This window comes from Azoarcus sp. DN11 (assembly GCF_003628555.1).
Taxonomy (GTDB): domain Bacteria; phylum Pseudomonadota; class Gammaproteobacteria; order Burkholderiales; family Rhodocyclaceae; genus Aromatoleum.
Genome location: NZ_CP021731.1, coordinates 4705443 through 4724091, shown reverse-complemented (window position 1 = coordinate 4724091; position 18649 = coordinate 4705443). Strand labels below are relative to the sequence as shown.

Sequence of the window (18649 nt, the reverse complement as noted above, 5' to 3'; positions counted from 1 at the left end):
GGCCGAGCAATTGTCGAACAAACGATATGGGTCGTCCGACCACCAGCCCTCGTTCATTACCTCGGAACGGCGCCTCGCAGCACATTGTGGCCCGGGAAGTGCAACTGCGTATCGGATCCCCTCGTAACGTGACCCCGGGCAGCCGGCGGCAGGGTTCGGCCGTAGAAGGTAACGCATGTCGACGTTCGATCGTCAGTTATTCTCCGAGGCGTCAACGGTTCGCGTTCGCGATTCGGTCCTCAACGAGTCCGACGACGATGCGACATTTCGGCAGAAACTGGCACGCATCATCCTCGACGGCATGTTCGAGTTCGTGGGGCTGCTCGACCCGGAAGGCCGGATCGTCGATATCTCCCGGCGGGCGCTCGACGGGGCCGGCGTGCAGCTCGATGACATACGGGGCAAGCCTTTCTGGGAAGCGCGCTGGTGGGCCGTGTCGGAAGAGTTGCGCGAGGTCGCGCATGATCTCGTGCGACGGGCGCGGACAGGCGAATTCGTCCGATGCGATCTCGAAGTGTACGGGGCCGCCGCGGGCAAGGAGCGGGTCGTCATCGACTTCTCGCTGCAGCCGGTGCGGGACGAGCAGGGGCGGGTCGTCTTTCTGCTGCCGGAAGGCCGCAACATCACCGAGAAGAAGCACGCAGAGATCGAGCTCGCGCACAAGAACGCGGAATTGCAGCAGCTCATTGACAAAGTGCGTCAGCTCGACGCGCTGAAGAACGGTTTCTTCGCCAACCTGAGCCACGAGTTGCGCACGCCGCTGGCGCTGATCATGGGGCCTGCCGAGTCGATGTTGGCGCACGGGGACAATCTCACCGACTTGCAGCGCCGCGACGTCGGAGTCATCCATCGCAACGCGGCGATGCTGCTCAAGCAGGTCAATGAGTTGCTCGACCTCGCAAAGCTCGACGCCGGCCAGCTGCGGGCGAACTGTCTGCAGGTCGATCTTGCACATCTGGTCCGCACGGTTGCGGCCCATTTCGAAGCACTCGCGCCGCAGCGTTCCGTCGCTTACGAAGTGGCGACGCCCGCTACGCTTGTCGCCGCAGCGGATTCCGAAAAGATGACCCGCATCGTGCTGAACCTGTTGTCCAACGCCTTCAAATTCACGCCGATCGGCGGGCGAGTCCGATGTGCGCTCGAAGCCCTGGGGGCAGACCGCGTGCTGCTCCGCGTGAGCGATAGCGGGCCGGGCGTGGCGCCGGACATGCGCCCGGTCATCTTCGATCGATTCGCACAGGGGCGGGGCGGCGAAATGCGCGGATTCGGGGGAACCGGACTGGGCCTCGCGATCGTGAAGGAATTCGCCGAACTGCACGGGGGAACGGTGGCGGTATCGGACGCGCCCGAAGGCGGTGCGCTGTTCGAGGTGCAACTGCCGCGGCGATCGGCGGTCGCGCCCGGGCGCGAAGCCGGACCTGCGGCGGACGAGTTGCGGGACATCGATGCGGTCATCGGGGCCGTGAAGCCCTTCGACGCGGTGAAGGCGGTTGAGCGCGATCGGCCCGCGGCGGACGACCTGCCGCTCGTCATCGTCGCCGAGGACAATGCCGACATGCGGCAATACATCGTCGAGGTGCTCGGCGCCGACTATCGCGTCGCGCCGGCTGCCGATGGGGCGGCGGCCCTCGCGCTGGCGCTCGCCGAGCCGCCGGACCTCGTCGTCACGGATCTGGTGATGCCGACGCTCGACGGCGATCAACTGGTGCGCGAACTGCGCGCCCGCCCGGCGCTCGCCCAGCTGCCGGTGCTGATGCTTTCGGCGAGCGCCGATGCCGAGCTGCGCTTGAAACTGCTGGCCGAATCGGTGCAGGACTATGTCACCAAGCCGTTCTCGCCGCACGAGCTGCGCGCCCGCGTGCGGAACCTGGTGACGATGAAGCAGGCGCGCGACGCCTTGCAGCAAGAGCTCGCGACCCAGAACGTGGACCTCGTCGCCTTGGCCCGGCAGCTCATTTCGAACAAGCGGTCGCTGCAGCGCAGCCTCAAGGCTCGCAAGGTCGCCGAGGAAAGGGTCCGGCACCTCGCGTTCTTCGACGCCACCACCGATCTGCCCAATCGCGCGCAGCTCACGGAGATGCTGCAGCAGGCGGTCGCCGCCGCGCGTGCCGCCGGCCGGCCATTCGCCTTGCTGATCGTTTCGCTGGAGCGTTTCAAGGAGATCACCTACACGCTGGGCCAGACGCACGGCGACCGCCTGCTACAGGATATCGGCCCGCGGATCCGGTCCGTACTGCACCCGGACGACGCGCTCGCCTATTGCGGCGACCGCGAATTCGCCGTGCTCTGTCCCGGTCTCGGCGCCCAGGCCGCCTCGGAACTGGCCGAGCGCCTCGTCGCCCGCTTCGAGGAAGCGTTCGAGCTTGCCGATTTCGGCATTGAGATCGGCGCCAACGTCGGCCTCGCGATCTTTCCCGGTCATGGCGACGAAGCGGGAGTCCTGATGCGCCACGCGGAAGTCGCGCTCTACCGCGCGCAGCAGGACGGAAAGTCCCACTCGCTCTACAGCGCCGAGCAGGATCCGTACAATCCGCGCCGCTTGCAGCTGATGGGGGAATTGCGCGCGGGGATCGCAAGGCGCGAACTGGTGCTCTACTGCCAGCCCAAGCTCGATCTCAATACCCGCGAAATCGTCGCGCTCGAAGCCCTGACGCGCTGGCAGCATCCGTTCTACGGCCTCATTTCTCCCGATGGTTTCGTCCCGCTCATCGAGAGCACGGGACTCATCGCGCCGCTCACGCGCTGGGTCGCAGACGCCGCTCTGGCGGCCTGCCACCGCTGGCAGCAGAAGCGTTTGCGCGTGCCGATCGCGATCAACCTGTCGGCGCGCAATCTGGCCGATCCGCGCCTGAACGAATACCTGCAGAACGCGCTGATCACCTGGGGCGCGGAGGCGCGCTGGATCGAACTCGAGATCACGGAGAGCTCGATCATGGTGGATCCGCATGCTGCCCAAACGACGCTCGGTCGCCTGAGCGACCGGGGCTTTCGCATCGTCATCGACGATTTCGGCACCGGCTGGTCGTCGCTCGCGTATGTGCAGAAACTGCCCATCGATGCGATCAAGATCGACAAGTCGTTCGTGCTTCCGATGCTGCAAGACCGCGATGCCGGAGTGATCGTGCATTCCACGATAGAGCTCGGCCACAGCCTGGGTATCCGGGTGATTGCCGAAGGCGTCGAGAACCGGGAAATCTTCGAACGCCTGATCGCCCTCGGATGCGACGAGGCGCAAGGCTATTACGTCGGCCCGCCGATGCCGGTGGGCGACTTTGACGGATGGGTCAAGGCGGCGCCGTGGCCGCTCAGGGCGAACGGGCAGTAGCGCCGTAAGCGGCCGCTGCCCGGCGCGGTTCCCGTATGGCCCCGTGCGCAGCGGATGCGCTTGCGGCGCTAGCGCGCCCACACCACCCGTCCGCCGATCAGGGTCATCGCGACGCGAGCCCGCGCCAGGTCGGCGGCTCCAGCCCAATCGCCTGCGCCTTCGATCAGCACGAGGTCGGCGCGCCGGCCGGCTGCGATCGTCCCGGTCGCGTCCTCATCGCCGCTCGCGCACGCGCCGCCCCGGGTGTAGAGACGCAGCGCCTCGGCGAGCGCAATCGCTTCTTCGGCGGCAACCGCGCGGCCTGCATCGTCGCGCCGTGTGACGGCGGCTTTCAGGCCTTCGAGCGGCGCACAGGACGCGAGCGGCGCATCGGAGCCGAACGCGAGCGGGATGCCGTGGCGCAGGAAGGAGCGGAACGGGAAGAGCGGGGGCTGCGCCGGGTCGGGCGGAGAGGCATGCAGCGCCGGCGCGGCCAGCGGCAGCAGCGCGGGCTGGGCGACGACGATCGCGCCGCTCGCGGCGACGCGGTCCAGCCATTCGCGCGGGCAGGCCGGGCAGTGCTCGAAGCGCGGCCGCAGCGACGGTGTGAGGCCGGCCTCGTCCAACCATGCGAGCGTGTTGAGCGAGCGGTCGAGCAGCACGAGGTCCGGCACGTGGAATGCGAGCTGGAACCCGGCACAGTGCGCCGCGAGCGCGGTGGCGTCGAGCAGCGCCTGCGGCGGATCCGGATCGCCCGTGCTCTCGTCGAGCGCGATCTTCGCCGCGCCGATGCGCAGCGCTTCCGGCGCGCAGTCGCGATGGGGGCTTCCGGTGCGCAACCCCAGCTCGGCGAACGCTTCGATGCTGTCGGCGCCGACGCACAAGGATACGCGCGGTGTGACAAGGCCGCGCCGCTTGTAGTCGGCCATCGCGTGCCAATGTGCAGGCGTGTTCGACCAGCTCGTGTCCTGCAGGGAGGTGATCCCCGATTCGAGGAAGACGCGGTCGGCAGCGCGCAATCCAGCCTCGACCTCGTCGGGCGCGAGCGGCGGCAGCGCGGCGGCGACCTGGGCGTGGTTGCCGGATACGATGCCGTTGACGTGGCCGCTCGCGGAGTCGCGGTGAATTGCGCCGGCGTCGGACGAGCGCGCGGACTCATCGATGCCGCATAGCGCGAGCGCGCGGCTGTTGAGCACGCAATGTTGCCCGCTGCGCTCGACGACGATCACCGGATGGGCGGGCGACGCGAGGTCAAGCTCCCAGCGGTTCGGCAGCCGTCGCTCGGCAAGAGTCGCGGGGTCGCAGTTCGCCGCGCGCAGCCAGTTGCCGGGGCGCGTCTCGACCGCACGGGCGCGCAGGGCGTCGACGAGATCGGCGATACTCGCGACGCGCGGCGGCCCGCAATCGACATGGCGGGTTGTCATCGCAAAGGCGACCGGGTGGCAGTGCGCGTCGTTGAAACCCGGAATCAGGGTTGCCCCCTGGCAGTCCACGACCTGCGTGTGCGGGCCTGTGAGGGACGCGCGCGCCGAGCGGTTTCCCACGTGCAGGATACGACCATTGCGGATGGCGACGAGGTCCGCACCGTGAGTCGGCGCTCCGGGCGTGAAGGCAACGAGATTGCAAAGGATCAGGTCGGCATTCATGGCGCCACGCCAACTGCGGCCTCGCGTCGTTTCGTCATCAGGTAGTACTTCAGCGCCTCACGCAGGCCGACGTGGAAGGGCGTGTGCTCGAACCCGAAAAGACGGTCGATCTTCGCGCCGCTGTAAAGAAGCGGCCCGTCGAGCGGGAAGGGCAGCGGAATGTTGCGGCGCGTGATTTCCCCGACCGGCAGCGGCAAGGTTTCGACCGGCTTGCCGACGATCCCGCCGAGCGCCTCGACGATGCGCGAGTAGGTCACCGCCTCGCCCGAGGCGAGATTGAAGGTCTCCCCGACCACGCCGGGCTCTCCGATGCAGCGCCACAGGAGGCGCGCCATATCCACGACCCAGATGAAATTGAACGACGACCGCGTGGGGTCGGGTATCACGATGGGTTCGCGGTTACGCAGGCGGTCAAAAAAATACGTCTCGCGCGGTGCGTAGTTGTAATAGCCATAGATGATCGCCGGCCTCAGCACAGTAAGGCCGATCCCCAGTCGCTCGCATTCGCGCCGGGCCGCGTCTTCGGCGAGGCATTTCTCATAGCCGTAACCGGCGTATTCGCCCAGTTCCGGCTGCGGACCGTCGAGCAGGGGGGCGTTCTCGTCGAGCGGCCCGCCGCTTGGGTTCCGGTAGACGGTCGTCGTGCTGATCAGCAGAAACTGGCGAACCCGACCGCGCAGATTCCCGAGCAGCGTTTCAACGTGAGCGGGCGTGTAGGCGCAGAAATCGACAACCGCGTCCCATTCGCCACCGGGGATCGCATCCCGGACCTCCTCGGGGTGCTCGCGGTTGCCGACATGCTCGGTGACGCCTTCCATGCGCAGCGGGAAATGGCCGCGGTTGAAGACGTGCAGCTCGGCGCCGGGCATCTTCAGCGCTTCCTCGACGAATACCCGGCCGGAAAAATAACTGCCGCCGATCACCAGTACGCGTTTCGTCATGAAGGGTCTCCGTTGGCGCTCGCTCAGCCGACCAGCACGCTCAGGCGCCGCAAAGCGGGGTCGTGGATGCGCTCGTGGATCAGCGGACCGTGATCGACGAGAAAGCGGCTGTCTGAGCTGGTCAGCCCTTCGGCCTGCAGTTCGGCGATCGCTGCCGCGCACAGCGCGTCGATGTGCGCCCGCTTCTCGTCGGCATCGCCCGCAGACACCAGGGCCTTGACCTGCGCATGGACGACGCGGCCCAGCCGCGGCAGAGCGAGCAGGCCGCGATGCAGCCACTTGTAATACGGTGCATAGCGGCGGTTCAGCAGGTAGACGAGGGACATCAGATCGTTGCAGAACTTCGTCTCCGCGTATCGCGCCGCGAACACCTCGCCACGTGCGAGCACGCGGGCGAAGTTGTACTGCCCCGACTGGCCGATCGACATGCAGCGGGCACCGATCTTGGCGAGCCTGACATCGTCGGGATAGAACGAGAGTAGTCGGCGGCGGCGCCGCGAGAAGTCGTCGAGCGGGTCGTGGAAGACGCGGCCGGCGGTGCAGGCTGCCAGATCCTTTTCCGGAATGCGCAGCCAGTCGAAAAGCGTCTGCGGGCCGTCGGGGTGGCGGACGTATTGCTTGTACCAAGCGCCGGTCTCGAGCACCCCGACCCGTCCGCTGCCCCATTCGGTCACCGCGCGCCCGAAGCCGGCGAACGACTTCGGCAGCCGCTCGTAGGCCCGCTGCAGCGCGGCGCCGATCGCGGCGTGGTCTGCGTCGGTGAGCCACAGGCAGAAGCCCGGACCCCAGTCGTGGTCGCGCGACTGCTCATCGTCGAACCCGAGGCAGTCGGAGCCATCGCCAGCGAGTCCGACCGCGATGCGCTCGCGCCAGGCGGCGAATTCACCATCGAGCAGGTCGCCGCCGTAACGCTCGAAATACCGCTCGGCGAGGGTCAGGCCGTTCACAGCGCAGCCGCGAAGTCGATCACGCCGACGGTCTCGCTGCCGGTGAAGGCCTGCTGCGCGATCAGTGCGTCGAGCCGTCGGCCGACCTTGGCGTCGACGTATTTTTCACCGCACTGCTGGCACAGTCCGGCGGGCACCTTCTTGATGACGTACAGGCGTCCTTCCAGGCGGTAGTCGAAATTGCCGACAGTCACCTGCTTGATGGCTCCGCCGCAGAAGTAGCAGGTCGTGATCGGATCGGACATTGCAGCTATCCCCTCGGAGCGATGCAAGGCGGTGCGCCACAAGGGCGGCGCCGGGACGTAGGCGTGCGTGACGACAAGCCCGCCATCGGCCTGTGGTGCAGCGATCACGTGCACCGCTTTGCCGTCGTGGACGGCGCACAGCAGGTAGGCCGGGACTCGCTCAACGTGCCTGTGCTCCTCGATGATGCGGCCGGTGCGTAGCGCCGCTTCGATCTGCGCCCCGTTGACGGATCCGGCCATCAGCGAGCGGATCACGTGTTCGGACAGCACGTAGCGCGAGGCTTCGGCGCGTGCGGCGATCCACTCGGTTTCGCGGCCGGGGGCGGGAAGGGGCATGGCTTGGCCGAACACGGTTCCGACTACTGATAGACGCCGGTGAAAATTTCATTCTCGTCGGCGAACATTTTCTTGAACTTCGCACGTGCATCGGCGCGTACGCGTTCAGCTTGTTCATGATCCAGCCCGCGTCCCTGGATCCATTTTTCCAGATTGACGCCGCCGGGCAGCCATTTCTCCAGCGTCTCCCGTTCGTACATCCATGCCTTGTCCATGACGCCCAACGCGGCCAGGATTTCCCAAACCTCGTCCTTGGTTTCATCGTGGCAATAGACACACATGACGCAGCGGTTGAGCTGGAATTCAGTGATCAGCTTGCGGTCGTATTTGACCGCGGGAATCTTCTTTTCCTCGACATAAGGGTCCAGCTTCCTTGCCAGTTCCTCGACTTCCTCGCGCAGGCCGAACACAAGCCATTTTCCCCAATGTTCCAGATATTGCTTGTTGGTCAGCGGTTCGCCGCGCAGGTTGATGTAGTTGTAACGGTACTCGACGTGATCCAGAGGAACGACGAAGATGAAATGCGATTCCGGCCGGTCGACGATCATGTGACGCCCCCTTTCAGCCTCCGGCAATGGCCGGAATCACGTTGACGACATCGCCTGCGTCGAGTCTGGTGTTCATGCCATCCAGATGTACGGCGTTTCGGCCATTGATGAAGAATACGAACTGGGGCGAGATGCCTCCGCTGTCGTTCGTCAGTGCCGCGGCGAAGCCGGGATTGTGCTGGTCGATCAAGCTGATCAACGTGGCGACCGTGGCATTCGCCGGTGTATCGATGGCAAGCTCGCTTTGTTTGATGCCCAATACGCCGAGCAGATTCAGCCTGACGTCGATGTTCATGCCGTCTCTCCGTATTTCAATACGCTCTCGGCGTGATCCAGGTCGCGATAGCCGTTCTTGCATACCAGTCGACGCAGGGCCTCGAGCGCGAGATTGCGATTGGCGGCGACGGCTGCCTCGATATTCTCGAAATACAGCTGCAATGTATGATCGCCGTAGGTTTCCAGTTCGCAGCCCAGATAGATTCCGAAGTTCCGGCCGTCGCCGGTTTCATCCATGCTGCGGCAACATCGCCGATAAAGGGCGGGATAGCGACGTCCCAACTCTTCCTGCCAATTGCTTTCCATCGTGACGATGATGTCGATCAACGGGCTGTTTGACAGTGGTGGAATCAGGTTGTCCATGCGCGCGTATTTTTCCGCAAGCAGGTTGCGGCCGACCGCCTCGGCCTGTTCCAGATCGGCAAGATAGGAGGCGAGCATCGGTTGCGTCCACGTCTCGAACAGACTGGAGCGGATCGTCTTGAAGTTGTCTGGAGCGCTCTGACAGGGGGCGTGCCGCGCGCTCCTGACGCGGACGAACATCTGCCATTCGGCTTCCAGCACGTGGTCGAGCAAGGACGAGTTCACTTCTGTGGCGTCCTCGATTCACGCATTTCACTGATGATCAACTCGCCAAACAACTTCGGCAATTGTTCGGTCTTGTCGACGAACTTCACGAGAGTGCCGTATTCGTCCCGTAGCGATTGCTTTGCGGACAGACTGCAACTGATGCCGAGCGTGAGCAGGCTGATACCGTTGCCCTTGCAATACTTGATGGCATCCGCCACGCCACACCCCCAATTCGAGGCGCCGTCGGTGATGTGGATCAGCAGCGTTTTTTTCCCCGGCGTGCGGGTATTCAATGCCGTGGCGATGATGGCTTCGCCGGAAGCAGTCCTTCCGTGCGGCAGCACCGTCAGCATGCGGCCACCACGATAGATCTCGGTGATGCGGCACGCGTTCTTGACATCGTTGTAGGCGAATAGTCGCGCGTTGCTAGTGTATTCCAGAATCGCGGTGAACAGCGTCTGGTAGATCATTTCCGCCTGGTCCCATTGCGTCGGGTCGGCCATCGACCCCGTCGCGTCCACCAGCAGTACGACATTCTTGCGCATGTCGAACTCATGATTCTTTTGTTGGAACACTGCGCCGGTGGTGTGGGCGCGGTAAAGCCGCCGACTATGAATCTTCCCCGAACTGAGGCCGCGGTTGAAGACGTTTCGGCGGTCGGTGGCGTTCCGCACGACTTGCTCCAGCTTGTGCAGCAGGTGGCGATCGACGCGGTTGCGCGCGAGCATCACGATGTCGTTGCCCTCGACACGCGCGACGTTCTCGAAGTTTGCGACGTTGCCCTTGATCTGATCGGTGAAATCGCGGTTCTTCTGCGGCAGCGCCGCCTCGATCAGGTTGGCGTAATTGACGATGGTGGCCTTGACTGCTGCTTGCTCCGCCTCTTCCTGGGCCAGTTCATCATCGCCCATGTCGGGGATCATGAAACGATCGCTGCGATCCCCGGGCCAGAAGCGGATGTTTTTGAGCACTTCGCACCAGAGTTTTTCATAGAGATCAAGGCGGAAATCGCGCCGATCGCTGACGCTCGAGAGCGCCGGGCAGTCGTGGCGCAGGGCGGGCACGATGCTGTTCATGGTCTGCATCGGCTTGCTGTAATACTGGTCCAGGCTACCCCGCATCACCAGGCCACCCAGGGTGAGATCGCTGTGACCCTGCTTGTAGAGTTCCGGGTCGCGATGGGCCGCCAAGCGCCACCACAGGTGCAACATCTCGGAGAGGGTGGGCGGCTTGATCAGGCTCTTCAGCGTCTTGACGATACGCCAGTCACGCGCCACCTCGGCGTAGTAACCGAGCACGCTCTTGTTGGCCAGGCCGTCGACGTAGACGGACTCGCAAAGGGTGAAGAACATGTCGAACTTGTATTCGTACTGCGTCGGGGGCTGGACGCGCAGCCTGAGCATCTCGCGCAGACGCTCTGACCACTCGACACGCTTGTACGCCTCTTGCACCATGATGCCGACCATCAGATCGGTTTTTCCCGCCGGAACCGGATACGTGCCCATGATCGGGGTTGGATCGAGGGCGAGCGCATTGTCGAGTTCCATTCCCGACCAGACGATTTCGCCGACGTTGCGTCCGATGAAGGTCGACAGTTTGCGAATCGCGACCAATAGCTTCACCAACTCGACGGACTCGATCGGGGATTTGTCGCGACGCCAGAAGTCCGAATAGCCTTCCTCACCTGGGATGACGAAGCGCTTGACGTCTCCCGCGCTGTTCATCAGCCGAAGTGTGGTGTCCTTGTTCTTGGCCATGGAAAACCTTAGGCGGCAATGTACTGAACGTATTCGGTCTTGCTCTTTTCCACCTTCCCCAGATTGACGTGCAGCGACAGCAAAACCGACTCGAGCGTCTTCTTGTCGGTTTGGAGACTCGTCACGATGGCCTCGCGCAGCGTACCTCCGGCGGCGATCATCTCGCCGAGCATCAGAATCTTGCGTGTGGAAACGTCGACGCCGAGGTCGGCATTGGCGCGAATGCTGTTCGCCACCGTGATGATTTCCCTGGCCTGCTCGTTTGTTACGCCGGTCTTCTTTTCCAGCACCTCCATTTCGACTTCGTTCGGCAGAAAATCCATGGTCGTGACATAGAAGCGGTCGCGCAGGGCCGGGTCGAGTAGCTCCGTGCCGACGAATTCGGCGCCCTCGTTCAGCGTCGCGAAGAAAACGACCCCGGGCGCCACTTGCAGCAGGCCCAGTTCGTCCATCCATACCTGTCGATCATCGGAGAGGATGGAGAACAGCATGTTCAACGCCTTCGGGTGTTCGGGGCGATTGATCTCCTCAAGATGGATGACGCAGTTGGGCGTCTGGATGGCCTGAGGGAAGAGGAACTGCTTGTAGCGCGTTTCCCCGTTCTCCAGCGCGTATTCACCAAACAATTGTCCCGGCTCGGACAGGATGCCGATCTGAAAGGTCGCCAGCGGCAGCCTGTTGACGGCGGCGTATTGCCGCACCAGAGAGGACTTGCCGCAGCCCTGTTTGCCGACCACCAAGACGTTGACGGGGTGCTTTTTGGATATCTTGGCGAATTTATCGAGAAAGCTCTGGTTTTCCGTACTTACATAGTAGTAGGGGTCCACTTCCGGGATGAACAAGCCATTTGTGCTAGGAGAGGTTTTCATGATCTATCGTCAACGCGGTCGGGAGGTAAGCCACTTCTGTCCGGTGTTCAGACGTGGTCGCGGAAGCTCAGTTTGCCTTCCTCATGCCTGGAGCAGGTCGTGTTCTCGACGTCCCTAAGCCAGCGTTTCCAGACTCCGCCCATGGCGTGGCGGTTGGCGGTGCACTGCCCACGGTGCGGATCGGTGGGGTCAGGGGTTTGCCACTTGCAGATCCGGCAGGGCTTCGCTGTGCCGACTTCGGTATACGGCTGGTTTTGCAAGCTCTTTTCCGCTTCCATGTTATGGCTCCAATATATTTGGTTTGACTATGGGTGGAGGGGCGCAGAACGCTGCCCCTCCGTTTGGCTGCTTTTTTCAGATTTCGACGTTTAGGAATTCGAGATCGGACGCGCTGAAGTCCTGTTCCTGACGGGCAATGATGGTGTTCTGCCCATAGGTTGGAAGGTCGACGAACCGGGCGCTGTAGCCGGACACGCGAACGATGAGATCATTGTGCTTCTCTGGTTCGCGCTGCGCCGCGCGCATTTCGTCGGTGCTGACGACGTTGAACTGAACATGATCGATGTTCAGTTCGTGCCAGGTCTTCATGTACGCGTTCCAGATCTCGAAACCGTGCTTGGAGCGCATGATGGGTACCGACAAGCGCTGGTTCAGCAGATTGGCCTTCTGGTTCTTCTGCACCTTGGACACCGAGCGCAACACCGCTGTCGGGCCTTTCTTGTCGGTGCCCATGTAGGGAGAAATGCCACCGTCGTCAGCCGCTTCGCCGCCGAAGCGGCCGTCGGGCGTCGGGCCCATGCGCGAACCCACTTCCATGTACATGCCGACAGCCTGACCGGTCGGCAGGACCGGGCCACCAGAGTAGTTGGTGATCTTGCGCAATTCGCCGCCGATGACTTCCTCGTAGAATCGGGAGACGATGCTGTCGGCGTATTCGTCGTCGTTGCCCCACTTTGGCGCGCGCTTGAAGTCGACGCGCATTTCCTCGAAGCCTTCCCAGTTCGCCTTCAGTGCCTGGCTGAGTTGTTCCAGGGTGTACTTCTTCTCCTCGAACACCAGCTTCTTGATCGCCACGAGGGAGTTCGCCGCGACGACCGTCGTGACCTCGTTGTGCCAGGCGTTGGGTTGTTCGGACAGGGCGCAAGCGTCCATGCCGAATTCCATGCAGCCGTCGTCGATTGCCGACACGAAAGGTAACTGCAGGTAGCGCTGCTCGAAGTAGCGCGACACGTCCTTGGTGCTGATGCCAAGGTTGATCGCGTATTGATACTGCTTGCGGAAGGCCTCCCAGATGTCCTCGAAGGTCTTCAACGAGGAGAGTTCACCCGTCTTCGGGCCTAACTGCATGTCCGCGTACGACCAATCGTAGCCGTCGTTGAGCGTGATTTCCAGCACCTTGGCCGGGAGGACCGAACTGCCGCCTTCCGATCGGGTCTTTTGTGTCTTGCGGCGACCGTGAAGGCCGGGCGACATGCACAGCACGGTGACCCAGTTGTGGGCTTCCTCGTCGGTGGCGCCGTTGCCGTTGAGGCTGAATTTGGCATATTCCTTCATCTGCGCCGTGCCGATCTCGTCGTGCTTGATCGACGGATAGCCTAGACCGTCGCGGATGCACTCGAAAACCCATCGCAGCGTCTTTTCGCGACTCTTTTTGCTGTAGCGGAAGACGATGGAGGGCTCAGCAGTGCGGATCCGCTTGGCCGCTTCCAGGATGGCGTCGGTCATGTCGTTGCATGCGTCCTCGCCCTTGGCGTTCGTGCCGCCGACGGTGAGGATGAACAGGTCGTTCGAGCCCGGGAAGATTTCGCGATAGGCGCGCGACTTGCCGGCACCGTGCTCGGAAATCTTCAAACGTTCCATCTCGACGAGTTCCACCGCGCCCATGTGGTCCATCGGCTGGAACTTTTTGTCGATGACGGAGGCCTTGTAGTACGGCCACAGCAGGGTGTCTTCCTTCTGCGCGTAGCCGCTCGCGTAGCGCTCGATGGCGTGGCAGATCAGGAAGGTGAAGAACTTCGCCTGCATCGCGTCTTTGAGGCCCTTGCAGGGCTCGGCGGGAACGCGATGGCAGATGTCAGCAACTTCGAGCAGCTCGGCCTGACGCTTCGGATCGGTTTCAAAATTCTCGGCGACGATCCGGCACAGACGGCCTTGACGGCGCGCCCAGCTGATGACCGCCTTGCAGGCGATGACCATCGCCTTCCAGTGGTCGATCTTGGCGATGTTGTCTAGGCCCTTGGTGCCGTTCCACGGGAAGGTGGACATGTCGGCCTGGGCTTCGGCGATATGTTTCTCGGCGAGCTTGATGCGCGCCAGCAGGCCGTCCTCAAGGACGGTTTCGTAGGGCGGTACGATACTGTTGTAACCGGACGCGAAGGGGGGGGCCTCCATGCTGCTGACCTGGTACATACGGCCGAGGTCGGCCGGGTCGAAGTAGGGCTGGCACTTGCTTTGCAGGCTGTGCGGCTTCCAGTAATCATTGATCGCGGCAGCCTCGTCGGCCGGTTGAGGCGAGTAGTCGCTCCTCAGGTAGTCCTGAACCGCCATGTGGGACAATTCGGGATACAGCGGGAACATGTTCGGATCTTCGGCGTGGTAGCCGACGATGAATTCGTCCTCTTGAAGCACCAGGGTTGACTTGTTCAGAACATTCGCCAAGCCGAGCGCGCGGCGGATGACTTCCGGCTGACCCTCGCTAGCCTTGTGTGCTTCGGTCAGATAGCGCATGCGCTCGATGCCGGCCGTGACGCTCTTTTCGATGAACTCGCCTGCGGATGCGTGTTTCCAGCGGCAACGCTCCTTCAGCCGTTTGGTTCTTGCGGTCGACGGCTTTTGCAGATGCTCGTGCAACTCGTCGGATGGAATCTTTGCTTCGGCCGGATCTTCAGGTGTGAAATTGAGCGTTTTTCCCTTGTATTCCAGTACCTTGGCGCTTGCGATGTCATTCATGGCAGTCTCCTCGAACTTTGGTTTTATCGTTTCGCGTGAAAGGCTTCACATCGCGTGCTGTTCTCGAATATAGGTTTGGAGAGCCAGTATTTGCCTTTGTCATCTTCCTTTTCGCGCACGCAATCTGCCTTGCCGGCTTCGTAATCATCGGCATCCTTGGGAAGAGGAAAGAAGTTTGCGCACTGCTTACATGTGGTGGTTTCCATAGATGAGTCTCCTATTGTTTATGTAATACACCTTGTGGCGGCATCGCGATCAGTCTCGTCTTTGTCCGCCGTGATGCCAACCAAACCGCCAATCGTTACGTTCTTGATGCCTGCAAGCTTCAAACCTTTGACAAGAGGTACTACCTTCTCGGGCGGGTTCTCTTCCACACCTAAATATTGATATTCTTTTTCCCTGCCCAGGGAGCGATATTTTCCTTCTCCATAGACGTGGTAATTTAGAATATCGACACCCTCCAGCTGCATGGTATGGCGACTCAAATAACTAATATAGTCGTCGAAATCCTGGGGGGAATCATTGAATCCAGGGATCACGGGAATATGGATGCGGATGTTGGCCTTGGATCGCATGAGATGCTCGATGTTGTCGAGTATCGGCTGAAGTGGCCAACCAACGACTTCTTCATGTTTCTTTGGATTCAGCGATTTTAGGTCGACGATGAACAGATCGACAAATTCCAGCAGCGGCTGAATAACCTCCCAACGCTTGGGAAAGCAGGAAGTCTCGATGGCGACGTGGACGTTGCGCTCCTTGATTCTGCGCGCCAGCTCCAATGTGAACGAAGGATGGAAGAGAGGGTCGCCACCGCTGATGGTGACTCCGCCGCCGCTGTTGCGGTAAAAGGGGGAGTCGGACAGCGCTTCGCGCAGGATTTCCTCGACGCTCATGCGTTGCCCGACCGTGGTGCGCGCGTCCGTCAGGCAGGCGGCGACGCAACGCATGCAACGCTGACAGTCCGTGCGGTCGAGTTCGACGATCGTGCGGCCGTCCGAGTTGTGCACCAGGCGGGATGTTCCCGCGGGGCAGACGGCCATGCAGCGGCCGCAGCCGACGCAGCGCGCCGGGTAATAGTAGAACTCCTGTCTCACGTCCTGGGTTTCGGGGTTGTGGCACCACGGGCAACGTAGCGGGCAGCCCTTCAGGAAGATGGTCGTCCTGATCCCGGGCCCGTCCTGCAGGCTGAACCTCTGTATTTCGGTAACAAGAGGAATTCTCACGACAGCCTCTGCGGTTCATTGCAAACCAAACAATTTTGGAAGCAGACGAGTATCATGCACCGGAGGAGTCAGGTTCGGCAGCGCGAGTCTGGCCCCGTGAATTGAATTTAAGCACCATTCGCCGAACGTGACCAATTGGTGCGAACACTTAAGCAAAGAGGGGTTGTCCCTAGTGCGGCCGCTGCGTCACGGGCGCACAATCGGAAGTGCTCAGGGTTGACGGGGTCGGATCGGCGGCCAATGGGGCCAGCGCGCGGTTAGATAGACCGGTTCCCGGGTTGCCGGTTGCGAGGAGGTAGTGCTCCATGAAGAATGACGTGGTCGCGGTGGAATTCGACGATGAGCAGGGCGAGGACGTCTCGGTCGGCTACGAGGCGATCTTCCGCAACACGCCCGTGGCCATCTGCCATCTCCGAAACCGCACGATCAAGCGCTGTAACCGACGATACGAGGAATTGTTCGGATACGAGCCCGGAGAACTCGACAACCAATCGGTCCGGGTGCACTACCCGAGCGACGAATCGTTTTCGACAATCGGCCGGAAGTACGGCCATTTTTTCGAGCGCGAGCACACTTTCAAGGACGAGCGTCCGTTCGTTCGGAAGGATGGCACCTTGATCTGGTGCATCGTCACTGGCACGCTGCTCGACCCGCGCAACCTGCAACTCGGAAGTATCTGGGTGGTGCAGGACATCTCCGAGCACAAGCGGATCGAGGATGAATTGAAGGCCGACGTCGAGAAGCTCGAAATCGTCGTGCAGCAGCGGACGGTGGAGCTTAGCCGGCACGTTGCGAGCCTGGAGGAGGAAGTCGCGACGCGCCAGCGCGCCGAGGAGGCCGCGAACGAAAATCGCGAGAAATACCAGAAGCTCTTCCACATGCTGCCGATCGGGATTTCGATCACCGATCCGCAGGGCGACATCCTCGAGGCCAATTGCCAATTCGCGGAGATGGCCGGCTTGCGGCGCGCCTCGCCCGAGAGCTGGCGGAAACTGCCGCTGCGCTTCTTCCTGCACGACGGAACGGAGATCCCGCGGCACCGCCTGCCGTGGCAGATCCGCGATTTTCAGAAGGATTCGATCAACAACATCGAAATCGGGATGCGCGACGAGAAGGCGCGCAAGCTGCGCTGGCTGAGCGTCAGCTCGTCGCTGATCGAGCGCAAGGACCGGCAGTTCGTCGTCGCCGCCTTCACCGACATTACCTACCGCAAGCGCATCGAAGAGCTCGAACGGCTGCGCCACGCGGAGCTCACGCGGCTCGGCCGGATCAACTCGATGGCCGAAATGGCGGCCGCCCTCGCGCACCAGATGGGGCAGCCGCTGGTGTCGGCGGTCAATTACCTGAACGGCTGCATGCTCCGTCTCGAGCGGGTCGAAGGCGTGGGGGAGATTTCGGAGTCCATGGGGTTCGCGCTGAAGTATCTCGAGCAAGCGGGCGAGATACTGCGCCACGTCAAGGAGTTCGTCTGCAAGCATAAACCGGACAAGGAGCCCGAGAACATCAACGAGGTGATCAAGGATGCGCTCTCGTTCCTCAATTTCGAGGTCCGTCGTCATGATGTCAGTGTCGACCTCCGATTACTGGAGGATCCACCGCTGGTGCCGCTGTGCAAGGTAGAGATCCAGCAAGTCTTGTTCAACCTGATGAAGAACGGCATGGAGGCGATGACGGGCCTGCCATCCGAGGCGCGCAAGCTCGTCATCGGAAGCGAGATAGTCGGCGAGGGTGGGGCGATGAAGGTTTTCGTCCAGGACCACGGCACGGGCCTGGAGAAGCGGTCCGCGAAGCGTGTGTTTGAACCATACTTTTCCACGAAGCCCGATGGGATGGGCATTGGCTTGACGATCTGCCGCTCGATCGTCGAGTCGCACGGCGGGCAGCTTTCGTTTTCGAGGATCGGCAGGGGGGGATCACGGTTTCAATTCACCTTGCCGATGTAGGAGAGGTCCGCGCCGACATGAAGACCGAAGAGTCTCGGGCGGCGAAGGCCATGAACAAAGGAGGAGACAATGCAGGTCGAAAACCTTTCGCCGACCGTGTTCGTCGTCGATGATGAAGAGTCGGTCCGCCATTCGTTGAGCTGGTTGCTTGGTTCGATCGCGCTAGACGTGAAGATGTACGACTCGCCGCAAGCGTTTCTCGACGCGGATATTTCAGGTTCCTACGGTTGCCTGATCCTTGACGTGAGAATGCAGGCGCTTAGCGGGCTGCAGCTTCAAGAGATCTTGTGCCAGCGCGGCTTCAATTTGCCGATCATTTTTCTCTCGGCATACGGGGATGCGCAGATGGGCGCGCAGGCGATCAAGAAGGGCGCAATAGATTTCTTGCAGAAGCCCTATCGCAATCAGGATCTGCTTGATGCGGTCAATGCTGCGCTGACTCAGAGTAAGGAGGCGATCGGCAAGCAAAGTGAGCGCGACAAATATCGTGATTGCCTGGAAAGCCTCTCACTGAGGGAAAAGGAAATCTTCGATCTCGTCGTCGATGGAAATAGCAGCAAGGAAATCGCCCGACTTCTCGGGATCAGCCCCAAAACCGTGGAGGCGCATAGGGGGCGGCTGATGAGCAAGCTGGGCGTCCGCTCGTTGGGCGAGCTGATTCAACTGTCGATGCTCACGAAAAGCCACTGCCTCGAGTGTAAGTGGGCATCCCGGCCCGCGCGGTGATGCTCGAAGTCAGGTATCCATCAATTCCGTACATCACGAAATACTCTTGTAATTTATATTATTATACACAACTCTTCACCACCAACGCGCCGACCGAAATATCCATTGACCTTCAATCACTTACACCAAGCGATTGTAAACTCAGCGTAAAATGCGTCTACTCTTACAGTTTGGGTGACCGATTGGCGACGAAGGCCTGGGTGGCGGAGGAATTTTCGGGGATGGCGCTGGGTGACGAGAAACTGGACAAGCGGGCGAAGGTGCTGATGGAATGGTTGTTGGCCAATCCGCGGAGACGGTGGCCGCGTACCGCTTTCTGGACAACCCGAGGTCGACTGGCTGGCGAACGTTCAGAATGCGGCGTTCTCA

16 protein-coding genes and 1 pseudogene are annotated in these 18649 nt (G+C 61.8%); 4 read left to right on the top strand and 13 right to left on the bottom strand.

The features are described from left to right. The first annotated feature begins 175 nt into the window (after window positions 1–175). Window positions 176–3325, top strand: coding sequence for an EAL domain-containing protein (locus CDA09_RS21980; RefSeq protein ID WP_050417943.1), 3150 nt, complete (start codon window positions 176–178; stop codon window positions 3323–3325). Between the two features lie 68 nt (window positions 3326–3393). On the opposite strand, the gene CDA09_RS21975 is transcribed toward CDA09_RS21980, so the two are convergent. From CDA09_RS21975 to bssD, 13 genes are all read right to left on the bottom strand, one after another. Then, window positions 3394–4950: an amidohydrolase gene (locus tag CDA09_RS21975; protein ID WP_050417942.1), complete on the bottom strand. Its 1557-nt coding sequence runs from the start codon at window positions 4948–4950 to the stop codon at window positions 3394–3396. Further along, window positions 4947–5891, bottom strand: coding sequence for an SDR family oxidoreductase (locus tag CDA09_RS21970; RefSeq protein ID WP_050417941.1), 945 nt, complete (start codon window positions 5889–5891; stop codon window positions 4947–4949). Before CDA09_RS21970 ends, CDA09_RS21975 begins: the two co-directional genes overlap by 4 nt. A 23-nt stretch (window positions 5892–5914) precedes the next feature. Continuing rightward, window positions 5915–6838, bottom strand: coding sequence for a DUF4037 domain-containing protein (locus CDA09_RS21965; protein WP_050417940.1), 924 nt, complete (start codon window positions 6836–6838; stop codon window positions 5915–5917). Then, window positions 6835–7419: a YgiT-type zinc finger protein gene (locus CDA09_RS21960; RefSeq protein WP_050418515.1), complete on the bottom strand. Its 585-nt coding sequence runs from the start codon at window positions 7417–7419 to the stop codon at window positions 6835–6837. The genes CDA09_RS21965 and CDA09_RS21960 overlap by 4 nt, the downstream gene beginning before the upstream one ends. A gap of 23 nt (window positions 7420–7442) precedes the next feature. After that, complete coding sequence (locus CDA09_RS21955; protein ID WP_050417939.1) at window positions 7443–7967, bottom strand: hypothetical protein; 525 nt, start codon at window positions 7965–7967, stop codon at window positions 7443–7445. Window positions 7968–7980: 13 nt separating this feature from the next. Further along, window positions 7981–8262 carry a MoaD/ThiS family protein gene (locus tag CDA09_RS21950; protein WP_050417938.1) on the bottom strand — a complete coding sequence of 94 codons (282 nt, stop codon included), beginning with the start codon at window positions 8260–8262 and terminating at the stop codon, window positions 7981–7983. Then, a complete protein-coding gene (locus CDA09_RS21945; protein ID WP_050417937.1) occupies window positions 8259–8831 on the bottom strand; it encodes a DUF4125 family protein in 573 nt (190 codons plus the stop codon). The genes CDA09_RS21950 and CDA09_RS21945 overlap by 4 nt, the downstream gene beginning before the upstream one ends. Then, window positions 8828–10570 (bottom strand): vWA domain-containing protein, encoded by a 1743-nt coding sequence (locus CDA09_RS21940; protein ID WP_286164286.1) that lies wholly within the window; start codon window positions 10568–10570, stop codon window positions 8828–8830. Before CDA09_RS21940 ends, CDA09_RS21945 begins: the two co-directional genes overlap by 4 nt. An 8-nt stretch (window positions 10571–10578) precedes the next feature. Beyond that, complete coding sequence (locus CDA09_RS21935; RefSeq protein ID WP_050417936.1) at window positions 10579–11439, bottom strand: AAA family ATPase; 861 nt, start codon at window positions 11437–11439, stop codon at window positions 10579–10581. Window positions 11440–11486: 47 nt separating this feature from the next. Then, on the bottom strand, window positions 11487–11717 hold the full coding sequence (locus CDA09_RS21930) for a benzylsuccinate synthase beta subunit family protein (RefSeq protein ID WP_050417935.1): 231 nt from the start codon (window positions 11715–11717) through the stop codon (window positions 11487–11489). A gap of 76 nt (window positions 11718–11793) precedes the next feature. Further along, the gene (locus tag CDA09_RS21925; protein ID WP_121430506.1) at window positions 11794–14388 is read right to left on the bottom strand and encodes a glycyl radical protein; all 2595 of its coding nucleotides are present in this window, start codon (window positions 14386–14388) and stop codon (window positions 11794–11796) included. A 23-nt stretch (window positions 14389–14411) separates the two neighbouring features. Further along, the gene (locus tag CDA09_RS21920) at window positions 14412–14594 is read right to left on the bottom strand and encodes a benzylsuccinate synthase gamma subunit family protein (RefSeq protein ID WP_083447108.1); all 183 of its coding nucleotides are present in this window, start codon (window positions 14592–14594) and stop codon (window positions 14412–14414) included. Window positions 14595–14612: 18 nt separating this feature from the next. Then, window positions 14613–15611 carry a [benzylsuccinate synthase]-activating enzyme gene (gene bssD, locus CDA09_RS21915; protein ID WP_050417933.1) on the bottom strand — a complete coding sequence of 333 codons (999 nt, stop codon included), beginning with the start codon at window positions 15609–15611 and terminating at the stop codon, window positions 14613–14615. Window positions 15612–15916: 305 nt separating this feature from the next. Between bssD and CDA09_RS21910 the strand changes: the two genes are divergently transcribed. The 3 genes and pseudogenes from CDA09_RS21910 to CDA09_RS23860 all read left to right on the top strand — a co-directional run. After that, window positions 15917–17554, top strand: a complete 1638-nt coding sequence (locus CDA09_RS21910; RefSeq protein WP_050417932.1) for a PAS domain-containing sensor histidine kinase — start codon at window positions 15917–15919, stop codon at window positions 17552–17554. Between the two features lie 69 nt (window positions 17555–17623). Continuing rightward, on the top strand, window positions 17624–18280 hold the full coding sequence (locus CDA09_RS21905; RefSeq protein WP_050417931.1) for a response regulator transcription factor: 657 nt from the start codon (window positions 17624–17626) through the stop codon (window positions 18278–18280). A 170-nt stretch (window positions 18281–18450) separates the two neighbouring features. Continuing rightward, window positions 18451–18625: pseudogene (locus CDA09_RS23860) on the top strand (transposase DNA-binding-containing protein); the annotation flags it as partial. Between the last annotated feature and the right edge of the window lie 24 nt (window positions 18626–18649).

Excerpts from the sequence above, each read along its gene's own strand:
- CDA09_RS21980 (WP_050417943.1), top strand. The coding sequence starts at position 176 with ATGTCGACGTTCGATCGTCAGTTATTCTCCGAGGCGTCAACGGTTCGC.
- CDA09_RS21975 (WP_050417942.1), bottom strand. The coding sequence starts at position 4,950 with ATGAATGCCGACCTGATCCTTTGCAATCTCGTTGCCTTCACGCCCGGA.
- CDA09_RS21970 (WP_050417941.1), bottom strand. The coding sequence starts at position 5,891 with ATGACGAAACGCGTACTGGTGATCGGCGGCAGTTATTTTTCCGGCCGG.
- CDA09_RS21960 (WP_050418515.1), bottom strand. The coding sequence starts at position 7,419 with ATGCCCCTTCCCGCCCCCGGCCGCGAAACCGAGTGGATCGCCGCACGC.
- CDA09_RS21955 (WP_050417939.1), bottom strand. The coding sequence starts at position 7,967 with ATGATCGTCGACCGGCCGGAATCGCATTTCATCTTCGTCGTTCCTCTG.
- CDA09_RS21950 (WP_050417938.1), bottom strand. The coding sequence starts at position 8,262 with ATGAACATCGACGTCAGGCTGAATCTGCTCGGCGTATTGGGCATCAAA.
- CDA09_RS21940 (WP_286164286.1), bottom strand. The coding sequence starts at position 10,570 with ATGGCCAAGAACAAGGACACCACACTTCGGCTGATGAACAGCGCGGGA.
- CDA09_RS21935 (WP_050417936.1), bottom strand. The coding sequence starts at position 11,439 with ATGAAAACCTCTCCTAGCACAAATGGCTTGTTCATCCCGGAAGTGGAC.
- CDA09_RS21930 (WP_050417935.1), bottom strand. The coding sequence starts at position 11,717 with ATGGAAGCGGAAAAGAGCTTGCAAAACCAGCCGTATACCGAAGTCGGC.
- CDA09_RS21925 (WP_121430506.1), bottom strand. The coding sequence starts at position 14,388 with ATGAATGACATCGCAAGCGCCAAGGTACTGGAATACAAGGGAAAAACG.
- CDA09_RS21920 (WP_083447108.1), bottom strand. The coding sequence starts at position 14,594 with ATGGAAACCACCACATGTAAGCAGTGCGCAAACTTCTTTCCTCTTCCC.
- CDA09_RS21910 (WP_050417932.1), top strand. The coding sequence starts at position 15,917 with ATGAAGAATGACGTGGTCGCGGTGGAATTCGACGATGAGCAGGGCGAG.
- CDA09_RS21905 (WP_050417931.1), top strand. The coding sequence starts at position 17,624 with ATGCAGGTCGAAAACCTTTCGCCGACCGTGTTCGTCGTCGATGATGAA.